At 73.6% G+C, this 16,298-nt stretch carries 12 protein-coding genes; 10 read left to right on the top strand and 2 right to left on the bottom strand.

Going from position 1 to position 16,298, the window contains the following annotated elements:
• The first annotated feature begins 141 nt into the window (after positions 1-141).
• The 8 genes from IE217_RS29045 to IE217_RS29080 all read left to right on the top strand — a co-directional run bounded on the left by IE217_RS29045 (position 142) and on the right by IE217_RS29080 (position 12,828).
• On the top strand, positions 142-2,619 hold the full coding sequence (locus IE217_RS29045) for an ATP-binding SpoIIE family protein phosphatase (RefSeq protein WP_190180923.1): 2,478 nt from the start codon (positions 142-144) through the stop codon (positions 2,617-2,619).
• Between the two features lie 103 nt (positions 2,620-2,722).
• On the top strand, positions 2,723-3,448 hold the full coding sequence (locus IE217_RS29050) for a class I SAM-dependent methyltransferase (protein WP_190180924.1): 726 nt from the start codon (positions 2,723-2,725) through the stop codon (positions 3,446-3,448).
• Between the two features lie 157 nt (positions 3,449-3,605).
• On the top strand, positions 3,606-6,482 hold the full coding sequence (locus IE217_RS29055; protein WP_229865676.1) for a bifunctional glycosyltransferase/CDP-glycerol:glycerophosphate glycerophosphotransferase: 2,877 nt from the start codon (positions 3,606-3,608) through the stop codon (positions 6,480-6,482).
• The gene (locus IE217_RS29060) at positions 6,479-7,612 is read left to right on the top strand and encodes a glycosyltransferase (protein WP_190180926.1); all 1,134 of its coding nucleotides are present in this window, start codon (positions 6,479-6,481) and stop codon (positions 7,610-7,612) included. The genes IE217_RS29055 and IE217_RS29060 overlap by 4 nt, the downstream gene beginning before the upstream one ends.
• Before the next feature lie 128 nt (positions 7,613-7,740).
• Positions 7,741-8,574: a M55 family metallopeptidase gene (locus IE217_RS29065; RefSeq protein WP_190180927.1), complete on the top strand. Its 834-nt coding sequence runs from the start codon at positions 7,741-7,743 to the stop codon at positions 8,572-8,574.
• Positions 8,567-9,871 (top strand): M20/M25/M40 family metallo-hydrolase, encoded by a 1,305-nt coding sequence (locus tag IE217_RS29070; protein ID WP_190180928.1) that lies wholly within the window; start codon positions 8,567-8,569, stop codon positions 9,869-9,871. The genes IE217_RS29065 and IE217_RS29070 overlap by 8 nt, the downstream gene beginning before the upstream one ends.
• Before the next feature lie 60 nt (positions 9,872-9,931).
• Positions 9,932-11,908 (top strand): prolyl oligopeptidase family serine peptidase, encoded by a 1,977-nt coding sequence (locus tag IE217_RS29075; protein ID WP_190180990.1) that lies wholly within the window; start codon positions 9,932-9,934, stop codon positions 11,906-11,908.
• Complete coding sequence (locus IE217_RS29080; RefSeq protein WP_190180929.1) at positions 11,905-12,828, top strand: S66 peptidase family protein; 924 nt, start codon at positions 11,905-11,907, stop codon at positions 12,826-12,828. The genes IE217_RS29075 and IE217_RS29080 overlap by 4 nt, the downstream gene beginning before the upstream one ends.
• A 37-nt stretch (positions 12,829-12,865) precedes the next feature.
• Here the strand turns inward: IE217_RS29080 and IE217_RS29085 are convergent, their stop codons facing one another.
• Positions 12,866-13,213, bottom strand: coding sequence for a DUF6204 family protein (locus tag IE217_RS29085; protein ID WP_190180930.1), 348 nt, complete (start codon positions 13,211-13,213; stop codon positions 12,866-12,868).
• Between the two features lie 163 nt (positions 13,214-13,376).
• Here IE217_RS29085 and IE217_RS29090 point away from each other — a divergent pair, with 163 nt between their 5' ends.
• Positions 13,377-15,338: a DUF5107 domain-containing protein gene (locus IE217_RS29090; protein WP_190180931.1), complete on the top strand. Its 1,962-nt coding sequence runs from the start codon at positions 13,377-13,379 to the stop codon at positions 15,336-15,338.
• A gap of 6 nt (positions 15,339-15,344) precedes the next feature.
• Here IE217_RS29090 and IE217_RS29095 read toward each other — a convergent pair whose 3' ends face one another.
• Positions 15,345-15,692 carry a VOC family protein gene (locus tag IE217_RS29095; RefSeq protein ID WP_190180932.1) on the bottom strand — a complete coding sequence of 116 codons (348 nt, stop codon included), beginning with the start codon at positions 15,690-15,692 and terminating at the stop codon, positions 15,345-15,347.
• 99 nt (positions 15,693-15,791) lie between these two features.
• Here IE217_RS29095 and IE217_RS29100 point away from each other — a divergent pair, with 99 nt between their 5' ends.
• Complete coding sequence (locus tag IE217_RS29100) at positions 15,792-16,262, top strand: phage holin family protein (RefSeq protein WP_190180933.1); 471 nt, start codon at positions 15,792-15,794, stop codon at positions 16,260-16,262.
• Positions 16,263-16,298 lie beyond the last annotated feature (36 nt).

A 16,298-nucleotide genomic window follows, 5' to 3' on the forward strand; every position in this document is an offset into this window, starting at 1 on the left:
CCCACGCGGGGACCCGCTTCCGCTCACGCGGCCGCGCCGGGGTCGATTCCGGTGATTGCCGCACACCGTGACCGGCCGGGGCCGTACCGTGGTGGACGGGGAACAGATCTTGCGGAGCCGTGCGGAGAGAGGGCCTGGGCCATGGACCGTGGCACCGAGAGGGACGCGCCTGCCGGCCACCTGGCCGCGGCCGGCGCGCCGGCGGGGGACGTCACGGCGGCCGGCCGCGTGCCGCTGGCGGTCGTCGTGGTCGACCGGGACGGCCTGGTGTCCCACTGGAGCACCGGCGCGCGGCGGCTGTTCGGCACCGGCAAGCAGGACGCGATCGGCCGCCCCGCCGCCGACCTGCTGCCCGTCTCCGGCGCCCTGCCGGACGACGGCGACGACGAGGCCCCGTACGGGAGCTGGGGCGGCGACGACGGGCTCGGGCCCGGCCTGGAGAGCTCCCTGGACGGGCGGCTGTCCTACCCGGCCGCGGGCCGCGCACGGCTCACCGTGCCCAGGCACGACCGGCTCGACGTCCTGTGGTGGGCCTATCCGCTGGTGGGCCCGGGACGGGAGCGGCTGCTGGTGCTCGCCGCCGACGCGGACGCCCTGCGCCGCGCCGACCGCGACGACCCGCTCCGGGCCGCCGCCTTCGAGCGCATCGCGCCCGCCTTCGCCCTGCACACCGACTTCCCCGGCGCGGAGGAGCTGGCCCGCCGGCTGCCCGAGATCCTGCCCAGCATGAGCGTCGGCGAGAGCGCCAGGATCGTCGCGCAGGTCCTCGAACTGGGCTATCCCGTCCTGGAGTTCAGCCAGAACGACCGGGTGCCCGTCACCCCCGACTGGGGCGTGCCCCGGCGGGCCGGGCGCCGCGCCCGCCGCGAGCGCGCCGCCCGGGCCGCCGCCCAGGGCCTGCCGGTGCCCGCGGACGCGGCCGACGACGGAAGCGAGGACCTGGAGTACGCCGCCGTACGCGAGCGCCTGGAGTTCCTCAACGAGGTCAGCGGCCGCATCGGCACGTCCCTCGACCTCGCGCGCACCATCGTCGAGGTGAGCCGGGCCGTCGTGCCCCGCTTCACCGACGTCGCCGGGACCTATCTGCGCGAGCAGGTCGTCGCCGGCGAGGGCTTCCCGGAGGGCGTGCCCGACACGACCACCATGTGGCACCGCGTGGCCCTGGAGCACACCGACGAGCCCGGCCGCTGGGACGACGTCGTGCCCGTCGGCGAGGCCATGCCGTTCCCCGCGCACACGCCCTTCTTCCAGTGCATGACCTCGGGCGAGCCCGTGCTGGTGCCGCGCATCAGCACCGAGATGGGCCACGCCATCGCCTCGCAGTTCGAAAAGCGCGACATCCGGCCGCTGATCACCCACCGCTCGATGCTGGTCGTGCCCCTCAAGGCCCGCAACGTCGTCCTCGGCTTCATGATCCTGCTGCGCCACCCCGAGCGGGCCGAGTTCAACGACATGGACAGGGTCACCGGCGCCGAACTGGCCGCCCGCGCGGGACTCGTACTGGACAACGCGCGCATGTACACCTACCAGGAGAGCGTCGCCGAGACCCTCCAGGACAGCATGCTCCCGCACATCCCCGCGCGGATGGCGGGCTGCGACATCGCCACCCGCTATCTGCCGGGCACCCTGCTCGGCCGGGTCGGCGGCGACTGGTTCGACTCCGTCAAACTGCCCGGCGCGCGCACCGCCCTGGTCGTCGGCGACGTCATGGGCCACGGCCTGAACTCCGCCGCCATGATGGGCCAGTTGCGCACCGCCGTGCAGACCATGGCCGCGCTCGACCTGCCGCCGGCCCAGCTGCTGCGCAACCTCGACGACCTCGCCCAGCGGCTCGGCGACACCTACCTGGCGACCTGCCTGTACGCCGTCTACGACCCGATCGCGGGCGAACTGAGCCTCGCCAACGCCGGTCACATCCCGCCCGTCCTGGTGTGCGCCGACGGCCGCAGCGAACTGCTGGAGCTGCCCACCGGGGCTCCCATCGGTGTCGGCGGGGTGCCCTTCGAGGCGGTACGCGTGCGCGTGCGGCCCGGTGACCGCCTGGTGATGTGCACCGACGGGCTGGTGGAGGTGCGCGGCGAGGACATCGGCGTGGGGCTCGCCGCCCTGTGCGAGTCCGCCGCGCACCCGGCCGCATCCATGGACGACGCCTGCGACACGATCATCCGCGCCCTCAACACGCGCGGGGGCCGCAAGGACGACGTGGCCCTGCTCATGGCCCGCCTCAACGGCATCGAGCCCGACGACGTCGCCGAGTGGCGCCTGGCCCGCGACCCCGCCGAGGTGCGGCGCGCCCGCGCGGCCGTCCGTGAGCAACTCCACACCTGGGACCTCGCCCGGCTCGCCGACCCCGCCGAGCTGATGGTCAGCGAACTCGTCACCAACGCCGTACGGCACTCCCACGGCCGGCCCGTCGAGCTGCGGCTGGTGCGCGGCGACACCCTGCTGTGCGAGGTGGACGACGACGATCACGAACTGCCCACGCTGCTCAGCGCGGGCCCCGGCGACGAGTCGGGGCGCGGTCTGCGCGTGGTCAGCACCCTGGCCCGCGAATGGGGCACGAGCCGTACGGCCGGCGGCAAGACGGTCTGGTTCGAGCTGACGCTGCCGCGCCGCTGAACCGGAGGAACACGCGGGGCGCTTGTGACGCCGACCCGGGCGCGATACACCGTACTGGCCCGTCACTTACGACGGATCGCCGCCGCACTCCGGGGAGTTGGGCATGAGCGTGACGAGTCGGTACCGTGAGGCCTGGGAGAGATTCTGGCGCGAGGCGCCCGGGGAACCGGAGGCGGTGTTCTGGGACGCCGCACCCCGGCTGGCCGCCGGCGTGCATCTGCCCCTCTTCGAACCGCACCTCACCGACCCGCATCTGCCGCTGCTCGACCTAGGCTGCGGCAACGGCACCCAGACCCGCTTCCTCGCCGAGCGCTTCCCGCACGTCGTCGGCGCCGACATCGCCGCCGCCGCCATCGAGCACGCCCGGCGCGGCGACCCCGCCGGACAGGCCACGTACCGGGTGCTGGACGCCACCGACAAGGGCGAGGCCGAGGCCCTGCACGCCGAGCTCGGCGACGCCAACGTCTACATGCGGGGCGTCCTGCACCAGTGCGAGCCCGGCGACCGGCAGCCGCTGGCCGACGCGCTCGCCACGCTCACCGGCGAGCGCGGCCGTGTCTTCCTGGTGGAGCTGGCCGAGGCCGCGGGACCCATCCTCGGCGGCCTGGCCCAGAGCCCTTCCGGGCCGCCGCCCAAACTCGCGCCCGTCCTCCGGCACGGCATAGCCCCCGGCGAGGTCGCCGACGCCGCCGTTCCCCGGCTGCTGAGCACGGCCGGCCTCACCGTCCTCGCCGGCGGCGAACTGCCGCTGGCCACCACCGAGTCCGCGCCCGGCGGCGGTCGGCTGCGGCTGCCGTCCAACTGGTGCGTGGCGGCCCGGGCACGGTGACCGGTCGGCCGCCGCGGCGGCCGGGCTGCGTGTCAGTGGGGCGGCGTATTGTCGCATTGACGTAGTTTGCAGGGGGTGGGGGATTCGGCTGCCCCTACACGCTGTAGGGTTACGTCCACCCTGCCGCAGCCCCAACGGACAGAGACGAGAGGTGGCCGTGTCGACCGTCGCGCCCGATCCGGACGTCAGTGTTGTCGTCATCGTCTACAACGACGAAGAGCGACTTCCGACGGCCGTTGGTTCCGTCCTTGAGCAAACACTGCGCAATGTCGAGGTGATCATCGCCGACGACTGCTCGACGGACGGCTCCTACGAGGTCGCGCAGAAGCTCGCCTCGGCCCACCCCGGCAAGGTCCGGGCCATCCGGCTCCCCGAGAACAGCGGAGGCTGCGGAGAGCCCCGCAACCAGGGCGTGAAGGTGGCCCGCGGCCGCTACGTGATGTTCCTCGACAGCGACGACACGCTGGAGAGGAACGCCTGCCGCAACATGATCGAGGCCGCCGACCGCACCGGCGCGGACCTCGTCTCCGGACTGTGTGTCCGGGTTCACACCGACAGTCGTCACGACAAGCGGATCCTCTGGTACCCGTGGCTGTACCGCGGCACGCGCACCCTGGACTCCGTCGCCGAGCTGCCGGACCTGTTCGTCTTCGACACCCTGTCGACGAACAAGTGCTACCGCCGCGACTTCCTCCTCGCCAACGACCTCACCTTCCCCCGGGGCATCCACTACGAGGACCTGCTCTTCTCCGCACAGGCCTACCTGGCCGCCGAGAAGATCACCCTGATCCCCAACACGGTCTACTACTGGAACGTCGTCGAGAAGACCGCCGCCAAGTCGATCAGCAACCGGCGCAACGAGATCCGCAACTTCGCCGACCGGGTCGAGATCCACCGCCGCATCGACGCCATCCTGGACCGCCAGGGCCAGGACGAGCTCAAGCTGCGCAAGGACATCAAGTTCCTCAAGCACGACCTCGTGCTCTACCTGCGCGAACTGCCCTTCCTCGACAACGACTACCGGCACGGCTTCGCCGAGCTGGCCCGCGGCTACGTCCAGGACTTCCCCGAGGCCGCCTACGCCGAGCTCGACCGCGTCCACGCCATCTGCGCCCAGCTGCTGCTGCGCGAGGACTGGACCGACCTCATGCCGGCCATCGACACCCTGATCAACCGCAACAAGATCTCCGCACCGCTGGTCGAGCACGACGGCCGCATCTACTGGACCGACCGCTACCTCGACGACCCCGAGATGCGCGCCGTCCTCGACGTCACCACCCTCGGCTACCACGCCAAGCCGGTCGACGCGATGTTCCTGCGCAACCAGCTCACCGAGTACACCGCGCGCGGCGGCGACCTGGTCCTCGCCGGCGAGATCGTCAACCCGCTGCACACCATCGCCCCGGACGCCACGCTCGCCGCCGAGCTGGAGTTCCGCGCCCGGCGCCGCAGCCTGCAGACCTTCCGCTTCCCGGTGGCCACCCCGCGCCACGAGGGCGACGCGATCGCCTGGCGGGCCGAGGTGCCCCTCGCCCGGCGCTTGAGACCGCTCGGCATCATTGACGACGTGTGGGACGTCCGGCTGCACCTCACGGTGGACGGCAAGCGCACCACCAGCCGGCTCACCGTCGGCACCGTCGACCTCGAGCACGCCCAGGACCTGCCCGTCCGGCCCCGGCTGACCCGGCTCATGGCCGACCGCGTCGAGGCCCAGGTGTCCGCCAAGGGCCACCTCGCCTTCCGGCTGATCCAGCAGGGCCAGGCCGCCCGCACCGGCCGCGCCGTCGTCGAGCGCAACCTGCACGGCGGCCCCGCGCGCGCCGCCAAGGGCGCCTACCGCAAGCTGCGCGCCGTGCGCCGCGACCTGAACTCCGGCGACCGCAAGCTCCAGGTCTACGAGCGGATGCTCACGCGGCTGCCCGTCCGCAAGGGCACGGTCGTCTTCGAGAGCCACCTCGGCAAGCAATACAGCGACAGCCCCCGCGCCATCTACGAGGAGCTCAAGCGCCGCGGCACCCCGATCACCGCGATCTGGTCGTACGCCGGGGAGCGCCCCACGGGCTTCCCCGAGGACGTCGAGCTGGTGCGCCGCTGGTCGTGGCGCTACCTCAGGGCGCTCGCCCAGGCCGAGTACTGGATCGACAACCAGGGCTACCCGCTGCGCCTGGCCAAGCGCCCCGAGACCACGTACATCCAGACCTGGCACGGCTCCGCCCTCAAGCGCATGGGCTTCGACGAGCCCACCTACCGGATGCAGTCCGAGCAGGAGCAGCGCGCCTACCAGCAGGCTCTGGACCGCTTCGACCACTTCGTGGTCCGCAGCGAGCACGACGTGCGCACCCTCGCCCGCGCCTACCGCATCCCCGAGCACAAACTGCTGCGCACCGGCTACCCGCGCAACGACGCCCTGGTCCGCGCCCGCGAGGGCACCGAGGCCGGCCCGGAGGCGCGGCGGATCGCCGAACGCCTCGGCATCGACCCGAGCCGGCGCGTCCTGCTGTACGCGCCGACGTTCCGCGCCCACCCCGACGGCCGGGTGCGGGACTTCGAGTTCCCCTTCGACGTCGAGCGCTTCGCCGCCCGCTACGGCGACCAGTTCACCCTGCTCGTCCGCGCGCACTATCTCAACCGGCTCACCCTGCCGCCTTCGGTGGCCGGACGCGTCGTCAACGTCAGCGCCGAGCCCGACATCACCCCGCTGATGCTGCTCGCCGACGGGCTGATCACGGACTACTCCTCGGTGATGTTCGACTACGCCCTCCTCCAGCGTCCGATCGTGTTCTACGCGCACGACTGGGAGGAGTACGCCGAGGACACCCGCGGCACCTACTTCGACCTGCTCACCGAGGCGCCGGGCCCCGTCCCGCGCACCGAGGAGGAACTGTTCTCCGTGCTCGACGACCTCGGCGGCGTCCACACCCGGCACGAGGCGCGGCTGAAGGAGTTCGTGGACAAGTACGGTGAGTACGACCGCGGAGACGCCGCGGCGCAGATCGTGGACCGTTTCTTCGGCCCCGCGGGAGAGGCCCGATGACCGAGCGCGACATCATCTTCGTGGCCAACGAGGTCGACGAACTCGGCGGCGTGGGCCGCTGGCAGGCCCAGCTCGCCGGGCTGCTCGCCGACCGCGGCCACCGGGTCACCATCGCCGGCATCGCCCCGGCCAACCACCCCATGGACCTGGGCGAGAACCCGCCGTTCAAGACGGTGACCCTCTACGCCCAGCGCCCCCCGGGCCGCCCGAGGCGCCGCCGGCTGCTCGGCCCCGCCGACCCGGCCCTGCGCCGGCACGAGGCGCACATGCGGGGCGCCGCCGACCGGCTCACCCAGCTGTTCCGCGCCGCCCGGCCCGGAGCCGTGATCATCGTCACCCAGGTGTGGGCGATGGAATGGGTGGCGCTCGCGGACACCGCTGGGCACATCGTCATCGGCATGACCCACGAGTCCTTCGACACGGCCCGCAAGTCCTCCCGCTTCGAGCGGGTCAAGAAGTACTACCAGGACGTCGACCGCCTGCTCGCGCTCACGCAGGAGGACGCCGACCGCTGGGTGGGCGAGGGCATGAACAACATGGGCTTCATGCCGAACCCGCTGCCGATCGTGCCCGACACCCCGTCGCCGCGCACGGAGAAGGTGGTGGCGAGCATCGGCCGGCTCTCCCACGAGAAGGGCGTCGACCTGCTCCTCGACGCCTGGGCCGAGGCCGCGCCGAAGCAGCCCGGCTGGACCCTGCGCATCTACGGCCGCGGAGAGGCCGAGGCGGAGCTGCGGGCGCGCTGCACCGAACTCGGGCTCGACGACTCGGTCGACTTCGCCGGCCAGACCGAGGACGTGCCCGGGGCGCTGCGCGCCTCCTCCGTCTTCGTGCAGTCCTCCCGCGGCGAGGGCTTCCCGCTGGTCCTGCTCGAGGCGATGGCGTGCGGACTGCCCTGCGTGGCCTTCGACTGCGCCCCCGGCGTCCGGGAGATCGTCACGCACGAGGAGGACGGCCTGCTGGCCCGCCCCGGCAACACCACCGAACTCGCCCGCCACCTGGTCCGGCTGATGTCCGACGAGCGGCTGCGCGACGCGATGGGCGAGCAGGCCCTCAGCAGCGTGCGGCGCTTCGACCCGGACGCCATCACCCGGCGCTGGGAGGAGCTGTTCGACTTCCTGGAGCGCTGAGCGCGCCCGTGAGGACCGCCCCATGGCGCCCCGGCACCCTCGGTGTCCGGGGCGCCATTGGTCTGTGCCGGTGAGAGTTTTCCACAGGCATGGCCGCGCTTCACCGTGACCGCGTAGCGTGAGGCGGCATGAAGATCCTCATCAGCGCCGACATGGAGGGCGCCACGGGCGTGACCTGGCCTGCCGACGTGCTGCCGGGGGCACCGGAGTGGGAGCGGTGCCGGTCGATGTTCACCTCCGACGTCAACGCCGCCGTGCTCGGCTTCCTCGACGGCGGCGCCGACGAGGTCCTGATCAACGAGGCCCACTCGACCATGCGCAACCTCCTCCTGGAGGACCTGGACGAGCGGGCGCAGATGCTCACCGGGCGGCACAAGTCCCTGTCCATGGTGGAGGGCGTGCAGCACGGCGACGTGGACGGCATCGCCTTCGTCGGCTATCACGCGGGCGCCGGCATGGAGGGCGTCCTCGCCCACACCTATCTCGCCAACCAGATCACCGGGGTCTGGCTCAACGACGTACGGGCCAGCGAGGGCCTGCTCAACGCGCACGTGGTCGCTGAATACGGCGTGCCGGTGGTCCTCGTCACCGGTGACGACGTGGCCTGCGAGGACGCCCTGGGCTATGCGCCCGAGGCACTGAAGGTCGCCGTCAAGGACTACGTGTCGCGGTACGCGGCGGTGTGCCGCACCCCTGCCCGCACCGCCGCCGACATCCGCGCGGCGGCCAAGGAGGCGGCCGCCCTGGCGGTCCGTCACGAGCCGGTCGACGGCGGGCCGTTCACGGTCGCGGTGGAGTTCGACGCCGAGCACCTCGCCCTGGCCGCCACCGTCGTGCCCGGCGTCGACCGGGCCGCCGAGCGCAAGGTGGCGTACACCAGCGCCACGATGTTCGAGGCGATCCGTACCTTCAAGGCGGTCACCACGATCGCCTCGGCCGCCGTGGAGGAGCAGTATGGCTGACGCGCAGGCACTGGACGAGGTCGTCACGTTCACCTCCGACCTGATCCGCATCGACACCACCAACCGGGGCGGCGGCGACTGCCGTGAGCGCCCGGCCGCCGAGTACGCCGCCGAGTGGCTGGCGGGCGCCGGCCTGGAGCCCCTGCTGCTGGAGCGCACCGAGGGGCGGACCAACGTCGTCGCCCGGATCGAGGGCTCCGACCCCTCCGCGGACGCCCTGCTCGTCCACGGCCACCTGGACGTGGTGCCGGCGCGGGCAGAGGACTGGAGCGTGCACCCGTTCTCCGGGGAGGTGCGCGACGGCGTGGTCTGGGGCCGGGGCGCGGTCGACATGAAGAACATGGACGCGATGATCCTGGCCGTGGTGCGGGCCTGGGCCCGGCAGGGCGTCCGGCCGCGCCGGGACCTGGTGATCGCCTTCACCGCCGACGAGGAGGCCAGCGCGCGGGACGGGTCGGGGTTCCTCGCCGACGAGCACGCGGAGCTGTTCGAGGGCTGCACCGAGGGCATCAGCGAGTCCGGCGCGTTCACCTTCCACGACGGCGCCGGCCGGCAGATCTACCCCATCGCGGCCGGCGAGCGCGGCACCGCCTGGCTGCGGCTGAGCGCACGGGGCCGGGCCGGGCACGGCTCCCGGGTGAACAAGGAGAACGCGGTCACCCGCCTGGCCGCCGCCGTCGCCCGGATCGGCGTGCACGAGTGGCCCGTGCGGCTCACCCCCACGGTGCGCGCGGCCCTGACCGAACTCGCCGCCGTGTACGGCGTCGAGGCCGACCTGCGCAACGTGGACAGCCTGCTGGACAAGCTCGGCCCGGCCGCCCGGCTCGTCGAGGCCACCCTGCGCAACAGCGCCAACCCCACGATGTTCGACGCGGGTTACAAGATCAACGTGATCCCGGGGGAGGCCGTGGCCCACGTCGACGGGCGGTATCTGCCCGGCGGCGAGGAGGAGTTCCGGGCCACCATGGACAGGCTGACCGGCCCGGACGTCGACTGGGAGTTCCACCACCGCGAGGTGGCCCTGGAGGCGCCCGTGGACTCACCGGCCTTCTCGGCGATGCGGGCCGCCGTCGAGGCGTTCGCACCCGAGGGGCACGTGGTGCCGTTCTGCATGCCGGGCGGCACCGACGCCAAGCAGTTCTCCCGGCTCGGCATCACGGGGTACGGCTTCTCGCCGCTGAAGCTGCCCGAGGGCTTCGACTACCACGCCCTCTTCCACGGGGTCGACGAACGCGTCCCCGTGGACGCGCTGCACTTCGGCGTCCGCGTCCTGGACCGCTTCCTGCGGACGGCCTGAGCGGTGGGGGAGGGGACGGTGGAGGAGAGGACAGTGGGGGAGCCGGTGACGGGGCGGGAGGTGCGGACCCTGCCGTACGGATCGTGGCCCTCGCCCGTCGACGCGGCGCTGGCCGCCGCGCACGACGGGAAGCCGGAGTTCGTGGGCTTCGTCGGCGACGAGGTGTGGTGGACCGAGCCGCGCCCGGCCGAGGGCGGCCGACGGGCCCTGGTGCGGCGGCGCGCCGACGGCACACAGGAGTCGCCCCTGCCGGCTCCGTGGAACGCGCGCAGCCGGGTCATCGAGTACGGCGGCCGGCCCTGGGCGGGCGCCGTACTGGACGGCGAACCGTTGCTGGTCTTCGTGAACTTCGCCGACCAGCGGCTCTACCGGTGGCGGCCCGGAGACGATCCGCTCCCCCTCACACCGGCGTCCGCCGTGGGCGGCGGACTGCGCTGGGCGGACCCCCAGGTGCTGTCCGGCCGGGGCGGTCCGGCCGGTCCGGGCACGGGCGAGGTCTGGTGCGTACTGGAGGAGTTCACCGGCGAGGGGCCCGGCGACGTGCGGCGCGTCCTGGCCGCCGTACCCCTGGACGGCTCGGCGGCGGCCGACCGCGGCGCGGTGCGCGAACTCACCGACCACCGGCACCGGTTCGTGACCGGCCCCCGCCTCTCGCCCGACGGACGCCGCGCGGTGTGGCTGACCTGGGACCACCCGCGCATGCCCTGGGACGGTACGGAACTGCTGCTGGCCGAGGTGGGCGAGGACGGGGTCCTGTCGGCGCCCGAGGTCGTGGCGGGCGGACCCGAGGAGTCGATCGCGCAGGCGGAGTGGGCCCCGGACGGCTCGCTGCTGTACGCGAGCGACCGGAGCGGCTGGTGGAACCTCTACCGGGACGGCGAGCCGCTGTGCCCGCGCGAGGAGGAGTTCGGCGGACCGCTGTGGAAGCTCGGCCAGCGCTGGTTCGCACCGCTGGACGGCGGGACGGTCGCCGTTGTGCACGGCAGGGGCGCCGCCGCCCTCGGCGTGCTCGACCCCGAGACGGGCGAGGTCGTGGACGCGGCCGGCCCCTGGACGGAGTTCGACGCCACCCTCGCGGTGCGGGGCGAGCGGGTGGTCGCGGTGGGCGCGGGCCCGTACAGCGCCCACGAGGTGGTCGAGCTGGACACGCGCACCGGCCGGGCCCGCGTCATCGGCGCCGCCCACGAGGACCCGGTCGACCCCGCCTACTGCCCCGAGCCGCTGATCCGCGCCTTCACCGGACCGGACGGCCGCGAGATCCACGCCCACGTCCACCCGCCCCGCAACCCCGGATGCGTGGCACCGCAGGGCGAGCTGCCGCCGTACGTGGTGTGGGCGCACGGCGGGCCCACCAGCAGGGCCCCGCTCGTGCTGGACCTGGAGATCGCCTACTTCACCTCCCGGGGCATCGGGGTGGCCGAGGTCAACTACGGCGGCTCCACCGGGTACGGCAGGGAGTACCGCAACCGGCTGCGCGAGCGGTGGGGCGTGGTCGACGTGGAGGACTGCGCGGCCGTCGCCCTCGCCCTGGCCGACGAGGGCACCGCCGACCGTGCCCGGCTCGCCATCCGGGGCGGCAGCGCGGGCGGCTGGACCACGGCCGCCTCCCTGACCGCCACCGACGTCTACGCCTGCGGCACCATCCTCTACCCGATCCTCGATCTGACCGGCTGGGGCTCGGGGGAGACCCACGACTTCGAGTCGCGGTATCTGGAGACCCTCGTGGGACCGCTCGCCGAGGTGCCCGAGCGGTACGCCGAACGCTCGCCCGCCGAGCACGCCGACCGGATCACCGCGCCCTTCCTGCTGCTCCAGGGCCTGGACGACGTGATCTGCCCGCCGGCCCAGTGCGAGCGGTTCCTCGCCCGGATGACCGGCCGCGGCGTGCCCCACGCGTACATCGCCTTCGAGGGCGAGGGGCACGGCTTCCGGCGGGCGGAGACCATGGTGCGCGCACTGGAGTCCGAGCTGTCGCTGTACGCTCAGGTGTTCGGCCTGGACGCGGCCGGCATCCCGACCCTGGAGCTAGGCACGTGAAGGAACTCCGGCGCCCCGGCCGGCTCGCCCCCGGCGCGCGCGTGGCCGTCGTCGCCCCCAGCGGACCGGTGCCCGAGGAGCGGCTCCAGGCCGGTCTCGACGTCCTGCGCGGCTGGGACCTGGACCCGGTGGTCGCCCCGCACGTGCTCGACCGGCACGGCACGTTCGCCTACCTGGCCGGCACGGACGCCGACCGCGCCGCCGACCTCCAGGGCGCCTGGTGCGACCCGGAGGTGGACGCGGTGCTGTGCGCCCGGGGCGGGTACGGGGCGCAGCGCATGGCCGACCTGCTCGACTGGGACGCGATGCGGGCGGCGGGACCGAAGGTGTTCGTGGGCTTCAGCGACATCACCGCGCTGCACGAGGCGTTCGCCACCCGTCTCGGCCTGGTCACACTGCACGGGCCGATGGCGGCCGGCATCGACTTCGTGAAGAACACCCGGGCGCAGGAGCACCTCAGAGCGACCCTGTTCGCGCCCGAGACGGTCCGTACGATCGCCTCCGGCGGCACCGCCCTGGTCCCCGGCCGGGCCCGGGGGATCACACTCGGCGGCTGCCTGGCGCTGCTCGCCACCGAGCTCGGCACCCCGCATGCCCGGCCCTCCGCCCACGGCGGCCTGCTCTGCCTGGAGGACGTGGGCGAGGAGACCTACCGGCTCGACCGGTACCTCACCCAACTCCTGCGCGCCGGCTGGCTCGACGGCGTGCGCGGGGTGCTGCTCGGCTCCTGGGAGGCCTGCGACACTCCGGGCGCGGTGCGCGCGCTGCTCGCCGACCGGCTCGGCGGGCTCGGTGTCCCGGTCGCCGAGGACTTCGGGTTCGGCCACTGCGAGGGCGCGGTGACGATACCCTTCGGCGTCGCCGCCGAACTGGACGCCGGCGCGGGCACGCTCACCCTTGACGAGCCGGCCCTGGACTGAGCGGGGCCGCGGGTGACGGCGCACGTGCGGGGGCCGGTCAGCGCCGGGACCCGGCCTTGTAGTTGATCTTCATGGTGTCGAGGTCCGTGACGGTCGACTTCAGGGCGCCGAAGCCGTAGCCGAGGCCGCGCAGCGATGTCTCGGCGCGATCCTCCGCGATCGCCGCCGCCATCTCCTCGCCGTCCTCGGCGTCGCACACCACCACGTAGCGCATCGAGAAGTGCTTCAGCGGCGAGGACTCGTAGGTCAGCGTGCCCTCCTCGGTGAACCGCATGCTCGTCAGCCCGTGGCCGTCCGCCTCGGCGAGCAGCCGGGCCCGCGCCTCCTCGGTCAGTCCGTCCCAGGTTCCCCTGACGATCACCCGGTAGGTGTGCTGCTCGCTCATCGGCTCCCGTACTCCTCGGTACACATCGGTACACGTCACGCGGGGGCCGACTCTACGGCCCCCGGGCCGCACCGCCTACGGAATTTCCGCCCGGTCCCGAAAGCCGCCTTTGCGCAATCCTGACCGGTCCCGCCCCTGGCCAGGTCATCCCCGAGCGGGTTCCATGGTCATCGTGACGACGATCCGACGTGAGGTACTGACGCTGCCCGCCGCACAGTTGGGCTCCGACAACCCCCTGCCCGCCCTGCGCCCGCTCGACGAGATGCACCACATCGAGGACCGTGACAAGGAGGACCTGCCCCGCGACATGGCCCGGCAGGTCGGCTACGCGCCGCTGCACAGCCTGCTGCCCGTGCGCGTCCGCGACGGCTACGGCAGGGCCCGCGAGCCCCGCCCCGTGGACGCCCTCGTCCTGGAGAACGACCGGCTGCGCGCCACCGTGCTGCCCGGACTCGGCGGCCGTGTCGCCTCCCTCGTCCACAAGCCCACCGGACGCGAACTCCTCTACCGCAACCCGGTGCTCCAGCCCGCCAACTTCGCCCTCAACGGCGCCTGGTACTCGGGCGGCATCGAGTGGAACATAGGCGCCACCGGCCACACCACCCTCTCCTGCTCGCCGCTGCACGCCGCCCGCGTCCCCGCCCCCGACGGCGGGCAGATGCTGCGCCTGTGGGAGTGGGAGCGGCTGCGCGACCTGCCCTTCCAGGTCGACCTGTGGCTGCCGGAAGGCTCCGAATTCCTCTACGTCGGCGTCCGCGTCCGCAACCCGCACGAGCGGGAGGTGCCCACCTACTGGTGGTCGAACATCGCCGTGCCCGAGGAGCGCCGGGTACTGGCCCCCGCCGAGGAGGCCTGGCACTTCGGCTACGAGCGCCGGCTGCGCCGGGTGCCGGTCCCCACGTACGACGGCGTCGACCGGACGTACCCCCTCAACAGCGTCTATCCCGCCGACTACTTCTACGAGGTGCCCGAGGGGCGGCGCCGCTGGATCGCCGCACTCGACGTGCACGGCCACGGGCTGGTGCAGACCTCCACCGACGTGCTGCGCGGACGCAAGCTGTTCGTCTGGGGCTCGGGCCCCGGCGGCCGGCGCTGGCAGGAGTGGCTCACCGAGCCGGGCACCGGCGGCTACTGCGAGATCCAGGCCGGCCTCGCCCGCACCCAGCTCGAACACGTACCGCTCGCGGCGGGCAGCGAGGTGGCCTGGCTGGAGGCGTACGGCCCCCTGGACGCGCCGGCGCCGGACGGGGAGTGGGACGCCGCCGTCGCCCGGACCGAGGCCCACCTCGACGCCGCCCTGCCCCGCGCCGACGTGGACGCCGCCTACGCCGCCTGGAGGCCGCACGCCGACGCCGAACCGGGCGAGATCCTGCACACCGGATCCGGCTGGGGCGCGCTCGAGGTGATGCGCGGCGGCTGGAAGCTGCCCGGCACGCCCTTCCCCGAGACCACCATCGGCGAGGCGCAGGAGCCCTGGCGGGAGCTGCTGCGCTCCGGTTCGTTCCCGGAGCCGCGCCGGGTCCGGCCGCCGGGGGAGAGCCTCGTGGCACCGCACTGGCGGGACATGCTGGAGACGGCGCCCGCCACCCCGCTCACCGAGTACCACCTGGGCATCGCCCAGTGGCAGGCCGGCGACCGCGCGCAGGCCGTGCGCAGTTGGGAGAGGGCGCTCGAACTCGCGCCCTCGCGCTGGCCGTCGCTGCGCTGCCTCGCCGTGGCCGACCAGGAGGCGGGCCACCACGAGCGGGCCGCCGACCGGTACGCGGAGGCCTTCGACGACCTGTGCCAGGAGCGGCGGGACGGCGAGCCCTGGACGGCGGCCACGGCCGCGCTCGGCCGCGAGACGATCGAGGCGCTGCTGAAGGTGCGCCGGCCCGAGCAGGCGCGCGCGGTGTGGGAGCGGGTGCACCCACAGACCCGGGCGCGCGGGCGGTTCCGGCTGCTGGAGGCCGAGTTGCTGCTCGCCGAGGGGCGGCCCGACCGGGCGCGGGCCGTCTTCGACGAGGGCTTCGAGGTCGCCGACCTGCGTGAGGGCGACGAACGGATCGGCCAGGTGTGGGAGCGCGCCGAAGGCGGTGAACTGCCCGACCGGTACGAGTTCCGGATGCGCCCGCCCGCCTCCTGAGCGGGCTCAGCCACGGCGGTCCACGTACTCGTAGACCGTCCCGTCCGGATGCATGGCAAGGAGGTTGCGGCCCGCCGGGGTCCGCACCGGGCCCGCGACGACGCGGGCGCCGAGCTCGCTCAGTACCCGGTGGGCCTCGTCCACGTCCTCCACGGCGATGGTCGCCACCACCTTGCGCAGCACCTCGAGTTCCGCCTCCGGACCGCTCATCAGCAGGAAGCAGCCGACCGCCGCCACCTGGACACCGCCGCGCTCGAACCGTTGCGCCCGGCCGCCCGCGAGGCGTTCGTAGAAGGGGACCGCGCTCTCCAGGTCGTCGACGCAGACTCGCAAGGTGGTACCCAGAATCTCCATGCGCACGAGCCTAGTTGGGGCGCCGGGCAGGTCGGGGCGCGTACGCCCCGTTGTGCTCGCGCCTCGTTACGCGCACGCCCGTGCGGGTACCCGCGCCGCATGGAGCGCTTGGATCATCTGGAACACCTGGACAGGCAACTGGTCGACGAGCTGGCGCAGGTGGCCCGTGAGACGGTGCGCGACGAGCTGCGTGAGCAGACGCGCAGGCAGCGCCGCACGGCCATGCTGTACGCCGGGTCCGGCGCCGCCGCGCTGTACGCGGGCGCGGCCGTCGCGCTCGCCGTGGGACTGGCCCTCGCCATCGGGCTGCCCGGCTGGGCCGCCGCGCTGATCACCGCGGCGATCCTGGGCGCGGTGGCCTACGCGCTGCGGTCCGCGGCCCGGCCCGCGGCGGCATCGGCCGGCCCGGACGCGTCGGCCCGCCCGGCGTCCCGGCCTTCACCGGAGCACACCGGGGACCCCACGGCCGGTCAGGGGCAGGGTTACGGCCAGTGCCACGGCCGCCGTGACGTGGCGTACCCGCCCGTGCCGCCGGTCCCGCCCGCCCCGCCCGCCGGCTACAGCGACTGACGACCGATGGACGGGATGGGCCCCGCCTGCGCGAAG

The organism is Streptomyces naganishii JCM 4654 (assembly GCF_014650575.1).
GTDB classification, from domain to species: domain Bacteria; phylum Actinomycetota; class Actinomycetes; order Streptomycetales; family Streptomycetaceae; genus Streptomyces; species Streptomyces naganishii.